The following is a 16,153-nucleotide window of genomic DNA, read 5'->3' as shown; positions in this document are numbered from 1 at the left end:
AGGTGCGGCTCCTTGCAGTGTTTTGGCACGTCTGGAGGGTTCTGGAGACTTCGCGGACCGCGCTGTCCGACGACACCAGGATAGGCGGCCCTCCTCCGGAGTTATCCACAGCCCTCTTGCCGCGGCGTTCGGCGCTGCCATACTTACGTTGCCGTAGGTTACGCACCCGTATCTGACCTTCTGCCCGTTTTCGATTCTGCTCGGTTTCGTTTCTCCCTACCGCAGGGGCCCACATGAGTACATCCCCCGATGTGATCGACGACTCTCCCGCACCCTCACCCTCCGGAGGTGACCGACTACCCGCCGCGACGCTCGGCGGCGAACGCAAGGGCACCATCGAACAGCTCGCGCTGATGCTGTTCATCGTCGTGCCGTTCGTCGCGCTGCTGGCGGCGGTGCCGCTGGCCTGGGCCTGGGGCGGCGTGAGCTGGCTGGACCTGGGGCTGATGGTGGCGATGTACTACATCGGCTGCCACGGCGTCACGATCGGCTACCACCGCTACTTCACGCACGGCTCCTTCAAGGCGAGGCGCCCGTTGCGGATCGCGCTCGCCGTGGCGGGTTCGCTCGCCGTGGAGGGCCCGCTGGTGCGCTGGGTGGCGGATCACCGCAAGCACCACAGGTTCTCGGACGCCGAGGGGGACCCGCACTCCCCGTGGCGGTTCGGGGAGACGCTGCCGGCCCTGATGAAGGGCCTGTGGTGGGCCCACATCGGCTGGCTGTTCGACGAGGAGCAGACATCGCAGCAGAAGTACGCGCCGGATCTGATCAAGGACCCGGCGCTGCGCGCGGTGTCGCGTCAGTTCGCGCTGTGGACGACGGTGTCGCTGCTGCTGCCGCCCCTGGTGGGCGGCCTGGCGACGATGTCCTGGTGGGGGGCGTGCACGGCGTTCTTCTGGGGGTCGCTGGTACGGGTGGCGCTGCTCCACCACGTGACGTGGTCGATCAACTCGATCTGTCACGCGGTGGGCAAGCGTCCCTTCAAGTCGCGGGACCGGTCGGGCAATGTCTGGTGGCTGGCGGTCCTCTCGTGCGGGGAGTCCTGGCACAACCTGCACCACGCGGACCCCACCAGCGCGCGGCACGGGGTGCTCCGGGGACAGATCGACTCCAGCGCCCGGCTGATCCGCTGGTTCGAGCTGGCGGGCTGGGCGTCCGACGTCCGCTGGCCCGATGCCTCCCGTATTGACTCCCGCCGCAAGAGCGCGCCCGCCAAGGCATGATGGGCACCGTGGCGATCGAGGGCAGTACGAGCAAGCAGGGCAGTTCCGAGAAAAGCCGGACATCGGCGACCCGGCGGGCCCGCCGGGTCAGGATGACCGGCGCGGAACGGCGCGAACAGCTGCTCGACATCGGTCGCACCCTCTTCGCCGAGAAGGGCTTCGAGGCGACGTCGGTCGAGGAGATCGCGGCGAAGGCCGGGGTCTCCAAGCCGGTGGTGTACGAGCACTTCGGTGGCAAGGAGGGGCTGTACGCGGTCGTGGTGGACCGTGAGATGCGTCAGCTCCTCGACATGGTCACCGGCGCGCTGACCGCGGGCCACCCGCGTGAGCTGCTCGAACAGGCCGCGTTCGCGCTGCTCGACTACATCGAGACGTACACGGACGGCTTCCGCATCCTGGTCCGCGACTCCCCGGTCGCCCAGTCCACGGGCACCTTCGCCTCGCTGATCAGCGATATCGCCACGCAGGTCGAGGACATCCTCGGCATGGAGTTCAAGGCCCGGGGCTTCGACCCGAAGCTGGCGCCGCTGTACGCGCAGGCGCTGGTGGGCATGGTGGCGCTGACCGGGCAGTGGTGGGTGGACGCCCGCCGCCCGAAGAAGTCGGAGGTGGCGGCCCACTTGGTGAACCTGGCCTGGCACGGCCTGGAGGGGCTGGAGCCGAAGCCGCGTCTCATAGGGCACCGGAAGGTGTGAGGGGCCGCGGCTGACTCCCGGCGCCCCGGCCGGCTCCGGGGCGCCACGCGACTCCCGGCGCCGGCCGGCGCCGGGGTCTTCGGTCCTCGGCTGTCAGCGGCCGGTCAGTCCGCCGTCCGCGGTGAGGATGGTGCCGGTGATCCACCACCCCCGCCAAGAGGCGAGGTGGGCCGGCGGGACGTCCCGTGAGGGCCGGGCGGGACGACTACGCGCTCGCCGAGGCCGCACGGGGAGGGGCGGGTCGTCCGAGAAGTCAACCGACGACGTCGGCCGGTCCGTCCAGCCACACCCGCTGACCGGTGCGGGTGACGCTCAGCCCGGCGCGGTCGCGGGACGGGCGGCCGCGAGCCTCCCAGCTCCGGTGGGCGCGTTCCGCCTCGTCCCACAACCGGCGCGGGCCGAACTGGCCGATCGCGTACGTACCGTCAGGGCCACCGCCCGGGACGTACTCCGCCGCCGCCCAGGACCTCCGGTCGTCCGCGAGCAGCCACCAAGTCGCCTCGCCGCTCCCGTCGTCGGCGGCCACGAGCAGGTGCCAGGCGTCGGGCACGGCCAGGCCGACGAAGAACAGCGCGTCGGCGTCCCCGGGGATCGCCAGGGGCGACAGGGTGCTGCGGGAGGGCGCGTCCTCGTCCGTATGGTGCAGGAACTCCGACAGATAGCCGCGCGGCGGGCGGCCGGTGCGTGTCCGCATGAAGGCCGGGTAGCCGCTGAACCGCCCGTGCGCCTCGCCCTCGTTCACATCGAGCACGGCGAAACTGTGCGAGAAGAACGAGCCGCCCCACGGCGCGACGATCCGCCCCGCCGGGGCCTGCTCCAGCCACGCGTAGGGGATCTCCGGGACCGTGTACGTCGCGATCACCCGGTCGTACGGAGCCCCGCCGGGCCACCCCTTCTCACCCTCCCCGCACTCGACACGAGGGGTGAGACCGGCGGCCCGCAGACGCGCCGCCGCCCGCTCCACCAGCACCGGATCGATGTCCACCGTGGTCACCCGCCCTGACCCGAGCCGGTGCGCGAGCAACGCGGCGTTGTAGCCGGTGCCCGAGCCCAACTCCAGTACCCGGTGCCCCGCCGTCACGTCCAGCAGGCCCAGCATCTCCAGCATGACGCTCGGCATCGAACTGGACGAGGTCGGCAACCGGTACGCACCGTCGGGCAGTTCACGGCCGTCGTTGACCTGTGTGGTCAGCGGCACGTCGTCGTACACGACGGCCAGCCAGCGCTCCGGGCTCGCGCTCCGCGAGACCACCTCGTCCCCGGCCTCCACGACGTCCGGCAGGAACAACTCCCGCGCCACGGTGCCGATCGCGTCCTCCCACCCGGCGGGGATCGCCCCGTCGCGGGCCAGGATCCCGGCGAGGTGTCCGGGGGTGCTCATGGGCGGCTCACTTGTCCTCGTCCGTCTTCGGCGGGTTGCTGACCGGCTTGTTCCACTGGCCGTCCCCTTCCCTGGGGGACTGCTTCCGGTCACCGTCGGACCCGCCCTTGCCGTCCCCGTGCCTGCCGCTCATCGCGTAACTCCCTGCCGCACCGGTCAACTCGGTTACTCAGCGCATTCTTCCGTGTGAACAGCGCGATTGGCAGGGCGTATATCGCCCGGGTGAAGGACCGGACCTCGACCTCCGCGCTCCCGGTACCCCCGTAAGAAAAGTGGGCAGGCGAGGCCGGACCTCATCAGCCGGCCGGGCACCGCCGGATGCGGGGCCGGGGCCGGGCGGCCCTGAGCCGGTGACGGTGCCATGATCGTCACCATGGAGATCCCGATCGCACCGGCCACGGTGGCCGACTTCCACCAGGTCCTGACCGATCACCCCCGTTACTGGGGCGAACGCGACCTCCGGCAGCTGCATCTGCTGGCCATGGTGCGGGAGTTCGGTTCCACCTGTCTGGTCGCGCGCGCCGAGGACGGGCTGCGTGGATACGTCTTCGGGTTCGTCACCCCGGACGGCACCGGGTACGTGCATCTGATCGCCACCCGCGACGACGCCCGCGGCACCGGTCTCGGGCGGCGTCTTTACGCGGCGTTCGCCGAAGCGGCGGAACGGCACGGTGCGCGGCGGCTGAAGGCGATCACATCGATCGGGAACACCGGCTCACGTGCCTTCCACCGCAGCCTCGGCTTCGACACGGAGATCGTCGACGACTACGACGGCCCCGGCCGGGCGATGGCCGTCTTCCACCGGGAGCTGCCCCTCCCCGGGCCGTAAGGTCCGCCGCCGACAGTGGGAGGCGCGGGGATCAGGCGTCGGGGCTGCCGGGCTCCTCGGCGAAGTGGTCGAACTCGCCCGCCTTGATGCCGAGGATGAAGGCTTTGAGCTTCTCGGGGCTCGTGGTGACGATGACGTCGGGGGAGTCGCTCTCGACGAGCTTGATGCTGCCGTCTTCGGCCGCGGCGACGTTGATGCAGTGGGCCGCTCGGCCACTGAACGAGGACTTCTGCCAGGTGAGGGCGGACACGCGGGTCCCCTTTCTCGGACGTCTTCCGCGACCCGGCGGATGAGAGCCGGAACGCTGCTGGCTCGAGGGTACAAGCCCCGTACGGGCAGGGTCGGTTTCGGTGCGCAGCGGTCTCGGCGCACGGCCGGTCTCGGTGCGCAGTCGGTCTCGGCGCACGGCTGGTTTCGGTGCACGGCCGGTCTCGGTGCGCGGTGGTTTCGGTACACGGCCGGTTGCGGCTGGGCATCGGGCAGCGCGTCGGCCCGTACACACGTATCCCGGCCGCACCCGTGTCACGCACCCGTACGGACAGCGGCGCGCCCCGGGCCGTCCTCCGGTCCGGGGCGCGCGGTGCGGGCAGTTGGCGTCAGTGCGCCGTCGGGGACTTCTCCAGTACGAACACCGGGATCTCGCGCTCGGTCTTCTCCTGGTACTCCGCGTAATCCGGGAACGCCTCGACCGCGCGCGCCCACCACGCGGCCTTCTCGTCGCCCGTCACCTCGCGCGCGATCATGTCCCAGCGCTCCGTGCCGTCCCGCAGCTCGACGCGCGGATCGGCCTTGACGTTGTGGTACCAGACCGGGTGCTTGGGGGCGCCGCCCAGGGAGGCGATCGCCGCGTAGGCGCCGTCGTGCTCCACCCGCATCAGCGGGCTCTTACGGATCTTTCCGCTCTTCGCGCCCAGCGTGGTGAGGATGATGACGGGCAGCCCGCGCATCGTCGTCCCCTCCGTGCCGCCGGAGCCCTCGTACAGCTCGACCTGGTCGCGGGCCATCGGGAAGGTGCTGGGCTCGTACTCGCCTGTGAGTGGCATGACTGCTTGCTCCTGTCGTCGGGGGTACCCGTACGTTGCAATGATCCAGGGCGCTGCCGTCATTCCCGCTCCGGCCGCGCCTGTCGGTGGGCGGAAGTACGCTGGAGAACCCCGGCGGTATGAGCCGTACGACATGCCGGGCCGTTACCCATGCCCTCGGACCCGGACGGAAATCCCCTTCATGAGCCTGCACGGTCTGCTGGACGCCGTGGTACGTGACCCGGCGCTCGCCGAAGCGGTGAAGGCCGCCACCGACGGTCACCGCACCCATGTCGACCTGGTCGGACCCGCTGCCGCGCGCCCCTTCGCGATCGCCGCCCTGGCGCGCGAGGCCGGGCGGCCCGTGCTGGCCGTGACGGCGACCGGGCGGGAGGCCGAGGATCTGGCGGCGGCGCTGCGCTCGCTGCTGGACCCCGACACCGTGGTCGAGTACCCGTCGTGGGAGACGCTGCCGCACGAGCGGCTCTCGCCCCGCTCCGACACCGTGGGCCGCCGGATCGCCGTGCTGCGCCGGCTCGCGCACCCGGCCATGGACGATCCGAGCGCCGGGCCGGTCAGCGTGGTCGTCTCGCCCGTGAGGTCCGTGCTCCAGCCGCAGGTCAAGGGGCTGGGCGACCTGGAGCCCGTCTCCTTGCGCAGTGGCGCGAGCGCCGATCTGAACGAGGTCACCGAGGCGCTCGCCGCCGCCGCCTACGCCCGCGTGGAGCTGGTCGAGAAGCGCGGCGAGTTCGCCGTGCGGGGCGGCATCCTGGACGTCTTCCCGCCCACCGAGGAGCACCCCCTGCGGGTGGAGTTCTGGGGCGACGACATCGAGGAGATCCGTTACTTCAAGGTCGCCGACCAGCGCTCCCTGGAGGTCGCCGAGCACGGCCTGTGGGCGCCGCCCTGCCGCGAGCTGCTGCTCACGCCCGAGGTGCGGGAGCGGGCGGCGGCCCTCGCGGAGGACCATCCGGAGCTGGGCGAGCTGCTCGGCAAGATCGCCGAGGGGATCGCCGTCGAGGGCATGGAATCCCTCGCTCCGGTCCTGGTGGACGACATGGAGCTGCTGCTCGACGTATTGCCGGCCGGCGCGATGGCGCTGGTCTGCGACCCCGAGCGGGTGCGGACCCGGGCCTCGGACCTCGTGGCGACCAGCCAGGAGTTCCTCCAGGCGTCCTGGGCGGCCAGCGCGGGCGGCGGCGAGGCGCCGATCGATGTCGGCGCGGCGTCGCTGTGGTCCATCGCGGACGTCCGGGAGCGGGCGCGCGAGCTGGGGATGATGTGGTGGTCGGTGTCGCCGTTCGCCGTCGACGAGGAGATCTCCCCGGAGTCCATCACCCTCGGTATGCACGCCCCCGAGTCGTACCGGGGCGACACCGCCCGCGCGCTGGCCGACACCAAGGGCTGGCTCGCCGACGGCTGGCGCACCGTCTTCGTCACCGAGGGACACGGGACGGCGGCCCGCACGGTCGAGGTGCTCGGCGGCGAGGGCGTGCCGGCCCGGCTCGACACCCCCGGGGCGCGCACGGCGGGCGGGCTGGCGGAGATCACGCCGTCGCTGGTGCACGTGGCCTGCGGTTCGATCGACTACGGCTTCGTCGATCCGGGGCTGAAGCTGGCGGTCCTCACCGAGACCGATCTGTCCGGCCAGAAGGCGGCGGGCAAGGAAGGCGCCCGGCTTCCCGCCAAGCGCCGCAAGACCATCGACCCGCTCACCCTGGAGCCCGGCGACTACATCGTCCACGAGCAGCACGGCGTGGGCCGGTACGTGGAGATGGTGCAGCGCACGGTCCAGGGCGCCACCCGTGAGTATCTGCTCGTCGAGTACGCCCCCGCCAAGCGCGGCCAGCCCGGCGACCGCCTGTACATCCCCACCGACCAGCTGGAGCAGGTCACCAAGTACGTCGGCGGCGAGGCCCCGACCCTGCACCGCCTCGGCGGCGCGGACTGGACGAAGACGAAGGCGCGCGCCAAGAAGGCCGTCAAGGAGATCGCCGCCGACCTGATCAAGCTCTACTCCGCGCGGATGGCGGCCCCCGGCCACGCCTTCGGGCCCGACACCCCCTGGCAGCGCGAGCTGGAGGACGCCTTCCCGTACGTGGAGACGCCCGACCAGCTCTCCACCATCGCCGAGGTCAAGGAGGACATGGAGAAGACGGTCCCGATGGACCGGCTGATCTGCGGCGACGTCGGCTACGGCAAGACGGAGATCGCGGTACGGGCCGCGTTCAAGGCGGTCCAGGACGGCAAGCAGGTCGCCGTCCTCGTCCCCACGACCCTGCTCGTACAGCAGCACTTCGGCACGTTCTCCGAGCGGTACGCGCAGTTCCCCGTCTCGGTGAAGGCGCTCTCCCGCTTCCAGTCGGACGCGGAGGCCAAGGCGACGCTCCAGGGGCTGAAGGACGGCGCGGTCGACATCGTCATCGGCACCCACCGGCTGTTCTCGTCCGAGACGAAGTTCAAGGACCTGGGCCTGGTCATCGTGGACGAGGAGCAGCGTTTCGGCGTGGAGCACAAGGAGCAGCTGAAGAAGCTCCGTGCCAACGTCGATGTGCTGACGATGTCCGCGACGCCCATCCCCCGCACGCTGGAGATGGCCGTCACCGGCATCCGTGAGATGTCCACGATCACCACCCCGCCGGAGGAGCGCCACCCGGTGCTGACCTTCGTCGGACCGTACGAGCAGAAGCAGATCGGCGCGGCGATCCGGCGTGAACTGCTGCGCGAGGGCCAGGTCTTCTACATCCACAACCGGGTCGAGTCGATCGACCGGGCCGCCGCCAAGCTGCGTGAGATCGTGCCGGAGGCGCGGATCGCGACGGCGCACGGCCAGATGTCGGAGGGCGCCCTGGAGAAGGTCGTGGTCGACTTCTGGGAGAAGAAGTTCGACGTGCTGGTCTCCACGACGATCGTGGAGTCCGGCATCGACATCTCCAACGCCAACACCCTCATCGTGGAGCGCGGCGACAACTTCGGCCTCTCGCAGCTCCATCAGCTGCGCGGCCGGGTGGGGCGCGGCCGCGACCGGGGGTACTCGTACTTCCTGTACCCGCCGGAGAAGCCGCTGACCGAGACGGCGCACGAGCGGCTCGCGACCATCGCGCAGCACACCGAGATGGGCGCCGGGATGTACGTCGCGATGAAGGACCTGGAGATCCGCGGCGCCGGCAATCTGCTGGGCGGCGAGCAGTCCGGGCACATCGCGGGCGTCGGCTTCGACCTGTACGTACGGATGGTGGGCGAGGCGGTCGCTGACTACCGCGCCGCCGTCGACGGGGGAGAGGTAGAGGAGGCCCCCCTCGAAGTCAAGATCGAGCTGCCGGTCGACGCGCACGTCCCGCACGACTACGCGCCGGGTGAGCGGCTGCGCCTCCAGGCGTACCGCGCGATCGCCTCGGCGAACACGGAGGCCGACATCACGGCCGTACGGGAGGAGCTGACCGACCGCTACGGCAAGCTCCCGGAGCCGGTGGAGAACCTGCTGCTGGTCGCGGGGCTGCGGATGCTGGCGCGGGCGTGCGGGGTGGGCGAGATCGTCCTCCAGGGCCCCAACATCCGTTTCGCACCGGTGGAGTTGCGGGAGTCGCAGGAGCTGCGCCTGAAGCGACTGCACCCCCGTACGGTGATCAAGCCGGGCGCCCACCAGATCCTGGTCCCGCGCCCGACGGCGGGGAAGATCGGCGGGAAGCCGGTGGTGGGGCGGGAGTTGCTGGCGTGGACGGGCGAGTTCCTGACGACGATCCTGGGCTGAGCGGCGGCCCTTCGGCACGCGGGCCCGTGTACGGCGTCCGCGTGCGGGGTCTGGGTGCGGGGTCTGGGCGCGGGTCCGGGGTCCGGGTGCGGGGTCTGCCGGTCACGCGCTGTCGCGTCCGTACCCGGACGACGCCGATGACCGCCCGGGAACGGCGCTCCGAAGTGCGCGGTCCTGCGGGCGATCGTCTCCATGGACAGGGCCACGCGGGTGGTGGCGGTCGCGGTGGCGACAGGTCGCACGACCGGTTTCCTCTCGAACACGGACGGGAACGGGCGGGGAGCAGCCGAACCCTACGGGCCGTCCGGAGGCGGAGCCCGGCGTGAGGTTCGGGGCTAGGTCCGGGGCGAGGTCCGTGGCGAACGGGGGCCGACAGGGGGCCGATCGGGGGTGAGTCGGGGGGAAGTCCGGGGCGAGGCGCCGGTGGAGGTCTGCCGGGCGCTTCGCGTGGGCAGGGATATCCGCACCGGATCCGAACGGTCCGGCACCGGCCCGTCCGGTGGGACACATAGGGTGCGGATGTGCTCAGACTTGAAGATCGAACATGGCGAACGTTCCTCACCGGCGGGGCTCTTGCCCTCTCCGCCGTCCTGCTGACGGGGTGTGACGGACAGCTCGACCCGGAGGCGGGTCCATCGGCCGCCGCCAGTGCGAGCGGTGACGACGGCACCGGTGGCGGCGGGAGCGGCGGCAGTCGCAGCGCCAGTGTGTACGGGGTGCTGCCGCTGGCCAACCCGGAGGGGACGAAGCGCGGGCTGGCGCCCATAACGGCCGAGGGCGACAAGAAGGCCGCGCGGCAGTTGATAGAGACGCTCGACACGGCCCGTGCCGGGTCCAAGTCGGGGTACGACCGGAAGAAGTTCGGCTACGCCTGGATGGACACGGCCGAGGGCGTGCCCCTCGCGGGCAACGGCTGCGACACCCGTAACGACCTGCTCGCCAGGGACGGGAAGGACCTGAAGTACCGTTCCGGCTCCGACTGCATCGTCATATCGATGACCTTGAACGACCCGTACACGGGCAAGGAGATCGAGTGGCGCAAGGAGGCGGCGGCCAAGGTGCAGATCGACCATGTCATGCCGCTCTCGTACGACTGGCAGATGGGCGCCTCACGCTGGCCCGCCTCCAAGCGCAAGCAGATCGCGAACGATCCGCTGAACCTCATCCCGGTGGACGGCTCGACCAACGGTTCCAAGAGCGACTCGGGTCCGGCCGACTGGCTTCCGCCCAACGAGGACATCCACTGCGCGTACTCGGCGCGGTTCGCGCAGGTGGCGCTGAAGTACGAACTCCCCGTGACCGACGAGGACAAGAGCACCATGCTGGAGAAGTGCGGAGGCTGACGCGCGCGGGCGGCCGATGCGGCGCCGCCGGTCCCGTATCGGCCGGCCGGTACGGGACCGCTGACGCGCGGCGGCTGACGCGGGAGGGGAGGCCGCTCCCCTGTGGCGGCCTCCCCTCCCCGTCCCTCCCTGTGCGCGCTCAGGTCGTCAGGTCCCACTGCGACGCGTCGTAGGTGAAGCCGGGGCTCACCTCGACCGTCAGCGTCCCGGCGTCGGCGGGCGTGTCGAAGGCGAACGACACGGTGGCCTTCTTGCCGGGCAGGACGTTGCCGGCGAAGCCCGTGCCGGTGTTGTCGTCGAAGATCTCCTCGGCGTCGACACCGTCCGCGCCGGCCCGTGCCTGAACGGTCGTCAGGGTGGCGTCGAACTTCTCCTTGCCGGTGTTCTCGATCACGACGGTCACCTGGTACGCCTTGTTGCCCTCGGTGTGCCCCGCCGCGTACTCGCTGGGGGAGTAGGGCTTGGGCGCGGACACGGTGACCTTCACCTTGCCGTCGTAGGAGGCCGTTTCGCCGGCCCCGAGCGGACCGTCCCCGGTGCCGCCGCCGTTGTCCCCGGCGCCGCCGTCCTTGGTGTCCGCTTCGCCCTCGGCGTCGCCCTTCGCACCCGAGCCCTGGCCCGGCTCCTTGGTGGCGGAGTGGGAGGAGGTGGCCTTGTCGATGTCCTTGACCACGTCGTCCACGGCCCGGAACGTGACCACCATGCCCCATACGGAGAGCCCGAGGGCGATCAGCGCGAGCACGGCCCCCGCGGTGGCGACCCCCTTGTTGGTGGCCTGACCGCGCTTCGCCCGGCCCCGTCCCGACAGACCCAGGATCAGCCCGATCACGCCGAGTATCCCGGCGAGCCAGAAGAAGAGCGGGATCAGGCCCGAGAGCGCGCCGATGATCCCGAGGATCAGCGCGGCGACCCCGAGCCCGTTGCGGGCCGGCTGCTGCGGCGGGCCGACCGGGGGAAGCGGGGACTGCTGGGTCTCGTACGACATGGGTGTGCCCTTCGGATGGGAGCGGACCTGCGGCCGGAGCGAGTGAGCGGACGCAGGTGAGTGGAGGCAGGCGACTGAAGGCAGGCGACCGGACGCGAGCGAGCGGAGGACGAAACAGACGGCTGTGAGCGGGCGTTGACGCCACTCCGTGGTGCGATGCGTCAATCACAGCAGATGCTGTGAACCGAGTCAACACGATTCACGATGATCGGGTCGGTCCACGATCTGTTCTGCGCCGGTATGCTCGGCGGCACAGGGCAGCCCCGACATCGGAGGAGACAGTCAGATGCCGGAGAACGCGGCGGAGGTGACGGCTGCCGGAATCGCCCGGCTCGCGGGCGTGGGGCGGGCCGCCGTCAGTAACTGGCGGCGTCGGCACGCCGACTTCCCCAAGCCTGTCGGAGGCACCGAGACGAGCCCGTCCTTCGCGCTCGGCGAGGTCGAGCGGTGGCTGCGTGACCAGGGGAAACTGGCCGAAGTGCCGCTGCGGGAACGGGTCTGGCGCGACCTCGCCGGTGATCCGTCCGGCGCCGCCGACGCCCTGATCCGTACCGGCTGCGTACTGCTGCTCGCCCAGGAGCGACCGAGGGAGTGGCTGGAGCTGGCCGCCGCCTCCGACACGCGCCTCGCGCAACTGCTCCCCGCCGCCCTGGAGGACGTCCTCACGCCAGGGTTCTCCGAGCCGGGCGGCTCCGAATGGTCCGAAAGCGCCGTTCACACCCCGACCACCCGTGAACTGCTTCCCTCCCTGCCCCTGCTGCGCTCCGCCGCCGAGCTGGCGGCCGAGGTGGGCGCCCGCCAGGCGTTCGAGTTCCTCCTCGGCCGCTATCTCGACGTCAACCCGCGCCAGTACACGCCGACCCCGCCCGAGGCCGCCGAACTGATGACGGCGCTCGCCCTGCCGACGGAGGAGTCCGCCGCCGCCGGCCCCACCGTCCTCGACCCCGCCTGCGGGACCGGCACCCTTCTGCGCGCCGTCCCGCACCCGGCCGTGGTGTACGCCCAGGAATCCGCCCCCGAACTGGCCGCGCTCACCGGGCTGCGTCTCGCCCTCCACACGGACGCCGAGGTCAGGGCACGCGTCGGCGACTCACTGCGGGCCGACGCCTTCCCGCGGCTGGCCGTCGACGCGGTGGTCTGCCACCCGCCGTTCAACGAGCGCAACTGGGGGCACGACGAACTCGCCTACGACCCGCGCTGGGAGTACGGCTTCCCGGCCAGGACGGAGTCCGAGCTGGCCTGGGTCCAGCACGCCCTGGCCCGGCTGCGCCCGGGCGGCAGCGCCGTCCTCCTGATGCCGCCCGCCGCCGCTTCCCGCCGCTCGGGCCGCCGTGTCCGCGCCGATCTGCTGCGCAGGGGCGCCCTGCGCGCCGTCGTCGCGCTGCCCGCCGGAGCGGCGCCGCCGTACGGCATCCCGCTGCACCTGTGGGTCCTGCGCAGGCCGGACGGTGAGGCGCGGACCGCACCCGAGCTGCTGTTCGTGGACACCGCCGGTCTCTCGCCCGGTGACGGCGGCGGCCGCGACAAGCTGGACTGGACGGCCGTGCACACGGCGGTCCTCGACGCCTGGGAGCCCTTCGACCAGCAGGGGACGACCGAGGAACGGCCGGGGGTCAGTCGCACCGTGCCCGTCCTCGAACTCCTCGACGACGACGTGGACCTGACCCCCGCCCGCCATCTTCCGCCGCCGGCCGCGGGCGGTGGCATGGCCGAACTGGCGGGTGTGCGCGAGCGGTTGGCCGACACACTGCGCAGGACCCGCGAACTCACCCCGCTCGTCACCCCCGCCCCGGCCCCGGCGCGGACCGGGGAGCCGGCCGGCCCCGCCCGCGGACTCGCCACCTCGGTCGGCGAACTCGCCCGCGCCGGAGCGCTGGTACTGCGCACCGGAGGTACGGGCACGGTCCCGGCCGGCACCGCCGCCGGCCTCCTCGCGACGACCGCCCCCGTACCCGTGCTCACCGAACACGACGTCATGGCGGGCCGCGCCCCCTCGGGCACGCTCCCGGAGGCCCCCCACGGCACCGAGGCGGAGGAGCCCGTACGGATCGAGGAGGGCGATGTCCTCGTCCCCGTGCTCGGCGGCGGCAGGACCGTCCTGGTAGCGGACGCCACCACGGCCGGCGCGGCCCTCGGCCGCCACCTCCAACTGCTGCGGCCCGACCCGTCCGCCCTCGACCCGTGGTTCCTGGCCGGCTTCCTGCGCGGCACCGCCAACAACCGGCGGGCCAGCAGCTACGCCTCCACCGCGACCCGGCTCGACGTGCGCCGGCTCCAGCTGCCCCGGCTGCCCCTCGCCGACCAGCGGCGGTACGGGGAGCACTTCCGCGCGCTGGCCGTGTTCGAGGACGCGCTGCGGCTGGCGGGCCGGCTCGGCGAGCAGCTGGTGCAGGGGCTGTACGACGGCCTGACGGACGGCAGCGTCCCGCCCGGGTGAGAGCGGTGTGACGCCCTGGTGATCCATCGAACACCGGTTCCGCACAACCAGGGGCGGGTTGTCGTAGTCGATGTATACGCTCAACCCTGCGAAACCCGTTCACCGCACCCGTTCACCGCACCCGTTCCAGCACTGTCCTCAGCCTCGTCCCCGGGCCCTTCAGGAGCAGCAATGCACGGCTACGGCTATCCGCCGCCGCCGCCCCCGCCGCGCGACCGCGGGTGGGTGATCCCGCTGCGCGTGATCTTCACGGCGCTCCCCCTGCTCAGCTGCGGCTTCCTCGCCTGGGCCACCATGCTGCGGCTCGCGCTGGTCACGCGCAGGCCGCTGCACTGGAAGCTGTTCGGGGGGACGCTGGCGATCTTCGCCGTGAGCTTCGCCCTGCTCACGTCGCAGCCCACGCCGGAGCCCGACGCCCCTCCCACCGTCGCCACGAACGTCAGCCTGATCATGTCGCTGCTGACGGCCGTCGCCGTGCTCAGCTACTACCTGTACGCCGAGATCAATCATTTCGGCGCGCCGAGCGGGCCGAACACACCGAGCGTGCCGATGCCGCCCGGCGGGCCGCTGGGCGGGTATTACGCGCCCACGCCGCCGCACGCGCCGTTCGGCCATGTCGGTCCGACGCGGCCGCAGTACCCCCAGCCCCCTGCCGTCCAGTCCCCTGCCGTTCAGCCCCCTGCCGTCCAGCCCCCGCCCCCTGTCCTGCCTCCCGCCGTCCGGCCCCCGGCGCCCCAGCCCCGCCCGCGCGCCGAACAGCCCCGCATCCAGCAGGTCCGCGCCGAGCTCGACGACCTCAGCGACATCCTGAGAAACCAGCGGGAAGGCCGGTGAACGGACGTGTCGTCGGCGGCCGTTACGAGCTGTCCACCGTCATCGGCCAAGGCGGCATGGGCCAGGTCTGGACGGCGTACGACCAGCGCCTGGACCGGCGGGTCGCCGTCAAGCTGCTGCGCCCCGACCGGATGGCCGCCGCCACCGGCGCCGACGAGATGCGCCGCCGGTTCGTCCGTGAGTGCCGCGTCACCGCACAGGTCGACCACCCCGGGCTGGTCACCGTCCACGACGCGGGCAGTGACGGCGAGGACCTCTACCTCGTCATGCAGTACGTGGAGGGCGCCGACCTCGCCGACCATCTTGCCGAGCACGACCCGTACCCCTGGCCGTGGGCCGTCTCGATAGCCGCTCAGCTGTGCGCCGTCCTCGCCGCCGTGCACGCCGTGCCGATCGTCCACCGCGACCTCAAACCGCGCAATGTGATGGTCGGACCCGACGGCAGGGTCACGGTCCTCGACCTCGGCGTCGCCTCCGTCATCGACCGGGACACCACCCGCCTCACCCACACCGGCTCGCCCATCGGCAGCCCCGCCTACATGGCCCCCGAACAGGCGATGGGCGGCGCCGTCGGCCCGTACACCGATCTCTACGCCCTCGGCGTGCTCCTCCACGAACTGCTCAGCGGCAACGTCCCGTTCGCGGGTTCCACCGCGCTCGGGGTGCTGCACCGCCATCTCCACGAACCGCCCCTGCCGGTCCGCCGGATCAGACCCGAGACGCCCGAGCGGCTCGAAGCGCTCGTACTGCGGCTGCTCGCCAAGGACCCCCGGCACCGCCCGGCCGGGGCGCAGGAGGTGTACGAGCAGCTCAGCCCGATGCTGCCGCGCCCCGGCCCCCTGCCGGGCGGCCCTCCGGCGGGGCCGCTCGATCCCAGCCGCCCCTTCACCCGCCCGCACGCCCCCTGGCCCGACCGCGCCACCGCCGCGCCGCCCGCCCCGGCCCCGGCGCGGCGGCCCGATGTCGCGGCGGCCGTCGACGAGGTGAAGCGGCTGCTCGGGGAGGGCAGCATCACCCGCGCCGTGGACATCCTCGGTTCGATCCTCCCGGCCGCCGCCGCCGAGCACGGCGAGCACTCCCCGGTGGTCCGCATCCTGCGCAAGCAGTACGCGTCGACCCTGCTGGACGACGGCCAGTACCGCCGCGCGCTCCCCGAGCTGCGCCGGCTCGCCGAGGACCGGAGCGCGGAGGCGGGGCCGGCCGACCCGCAGGCGCTGGGGTTCCGCCACGACGCCGCGCTCTGCCTGGAACAGCTCGGCGAGGCGTCCGCCGCGCTGGCGGAGTACCGCGCGCTCCTCCCGTACTACGAGACGTATGACGAGACCGGGCAGGCGCGGCCGTCGCCGGGTGGTGACCCCGGGCGCGCCTTCGAGATCCGCCGGCGCATCGGCCAGCTGCTGCTCTCGACCGGCGACCACACGGGCGCGCGGGAGCAGTTGCGGAATCTGCTCTGGGACACCGAGCGGGTCTACGGCCCCTACCACCCGCTGCCGGGCGAGATCCGGCGCGCGCTCGACCGGCAGCAGCAGTTCGGGGGCTGACGGGCGGAGCGGACCGGGGGCGCGGCGAAGGCCGGGGCGCGGTGCGGGCAGGACCGGGGGCGGGCGGACAACGGCCGGGGCGCGGTGCGGGCAGGACCGGGGGCGGGCGGAC

13 protein-coding genes are annotated in these 16,153 nt (G+C 72.2%); 8 read left to right on the top strand and 5 right to left on the bottom strand.

The features are described 5' to 3' along the window. The first annotated feature begins 233 nt into the window (after positions 1–233). Both ACFY6S_RS15160 and ACFY6S_RS15155 read left to right on the top strand, forming a co-directional pair. Complete coding sequence (locus ACFY6S_RS15160) at positions 234–1,223, top strand: acyl-CoA desaturase (protein WP_388816191.1); 990 nt, start codon at positions 234–236, stop codon at positions 1,221–1,223. After that, entirely contained in the window at positions 1,223–1,918 is a 696-nt protein-coding gene (locus ACFY6S_RS15155) for a TetR/AcrR family transcriptional regulator (protein WP_388817966.1), read from the top strand. Before ACFY6S_RS15160 ends, ACFY6S_RS15155 begins: the two co-directional genes overlap by 1 nt. Before the next feature lie 253 nt (positions 1,919–2,171). Here ACFY6S_RS15155 and ACFY6S_RS15150 read toward each other — a convergent pair whose 3' ends face one another. After that, positions 2,172–3,299, bottom strand: coding sequence for a methyltransferase domain-containing protein (locus ACFY6S_RS15150; protein ID WP_388816188.1), 1,128 nt, complete (start codon positions 3,297–3,299; stop codon positions 2,172–2,174). A 7-nt stretch (positions 3,300–3,306) separates the two neighbouring features. Next, positions 3,307–3,432, bottom strand: coding sequence for a hypothetical protein (locus ACFY6S_RS15145; protein WP_388816185.1), 126 nt, complete (start codon positions 3,430–3,432; stop codon positions 3,307–3,309). A gap of 228 nt (positions 3,433–3,660) precedes the next feature. Between ACFY6S_RS15145 and ACFY6S_RS15140 the strand changes: the two genes are divergently transcribed. Next, positions 3,661–4,128: a GNAT family N-acetyltransferase gene (locus ACFY6S_RS15140; protein ID WP_388816181.1), complete on the top strand. Its 468-nt coding sequence runs from the start codon at positions 3,661–3,663 to the stop codon at positions 4,126–4,128. A 31-nt stretch (positions 4,129–4,159) separates the two neighbouring features. On the opposite strand, the gene ACFY6S_RS15135 is transcribed toward ACFY6S_RS15140, so the two are convergent. Next, positions 4,160–4,378: a DUF397 domain-containing protein gene (locus ACFY6S_RS15135; protein WP_388816178.1), complete on the bottom strand. Its 219-nt coding sequence runs from the start codon at positions 4,376–4,378 to the stop codon at positions 4,160–4,162. Between the two features lie 346 nt (positions 4,379–4,724). Then, the gene (locus ACFY6S_RS15130; protein ID WP_388816175.1) at positions 4,725–5,171 is read right to left on the bottom strand and encodes a nitroreductase family deazaflavin-dependent oxidoreductase; all 447 of its coding nucleotides are present in this window, start codon (positions 5,169–5,171) and stop codon (positions 4,725–4,727) included. A gap of 181 nt (positions 5,172–5,352) precedes the next feature. Between ACFY6S_RS15130 and mfd the strand changes: the two genes are divergently transcribed. Then, a complete protein-coding gene (gene mfd, locus ACFY6S_RS15125; RefSeq protein ID WP_388816172.1) occupies positions 5,353–8,901 on the top strand; it encodes a transcription-repair coupling factor in 3,549 nt (1,182 codons plus the stop codon). Between the two features lie 521 nt (positions 8,902–9,422). After that, positions 9,423–10,244 carry an HNH endonuclease family protein gene (locus ACFY6S_RS15120; RefSeq protein ID WP_388816169.1) on the top strand — a complete coding sequence of 274 codons (822 nt, stop codon included), beginning with the start codon at positions 9,423–9,425 and terminating at the stop codon, positions 10,242–10,244. A 139-nt stretch (positions 10,245–10,383) separates the two neighbouring features. Here the strand turns inward: ACFY6S_RS15120 and ACFY6S_RS15115 are convergent, their stop codons facing one another. Beyond that, on the bottom strand, positions 10,384–11,229 hold the full coding sequence (locus ACFY6S_RS15115; RefSeq protein ID WP_388816166.1) for a DUF4190 domain-containing protein: 846 nt from the start codon (positions 11,227–11,229) through the stop codon (positions 10,384–10,386). A gap of 286 nt (positions 11,230–11,515) precedes the next feature. Here ACFY6S_RS15115 and ACFY6S_RS15110 point away from each other — a divergent pair, with 286 nt between their 5' ends. The 3 genes from ACFY6S_RS15110 to ACFY6S_RS15100 all read left to right on the top strand — a co-directional run bounded on the left by ACFY6S_RS15110 (position 11,516) and on the right by ACFY6S_RS15100 (position 16,041). Further along, positions 11,516–13,666, top strand: coding sequence for an N-6 DNA methylase (locus ACFY6S_RS15110; RefSeq protein ID WP_388816163.1), 2,151 nt, complete (start codon positions 11,516–11,518; stop codon positions 13,664–13,666). A gap of 171 nt (positions 13,667–13,837) precedes the next feature. Continuing rightward, positions 13,838–14,500 (top strand): hypothetical protein, encoded by a 663-nt coding sequence (locus ACFY6S_RS15105; RefSeq protein WP_388816160.1) that lies wholly within the window; start codon positions 13,838–13,840, stop codon positions 14,498–14,500. Then, entirely contained in the window at positions 14,497–16,041 is a 1,545-nt protein-coding gene (locus ACFY6S_RS15100) for a protein kinase (protein ID WP_388816158.1), read from the top strand. Before ACFY6S_RS15105 ends, ACFY6S_RS15100 begins: the two co-directional genes overlap by 4 nt. Positions 16,042–16,153: the final 112 nt, after the last annotated feature.

Source organism: Streptomyces sp. NPDC012835 (assembly GCF_042900885.1).
Classification (GTDB): domain Bacteria; phylum Actinomycetota; class Actinomycetes; order Streptomycetales; family Streptomycetaceae; genus Streptomyces.
The sequence above is the reverse complement of the archived record's forward strand: the minus strand, read 5'-3'. Positions and strand labels throughout refer to the sequence as shown.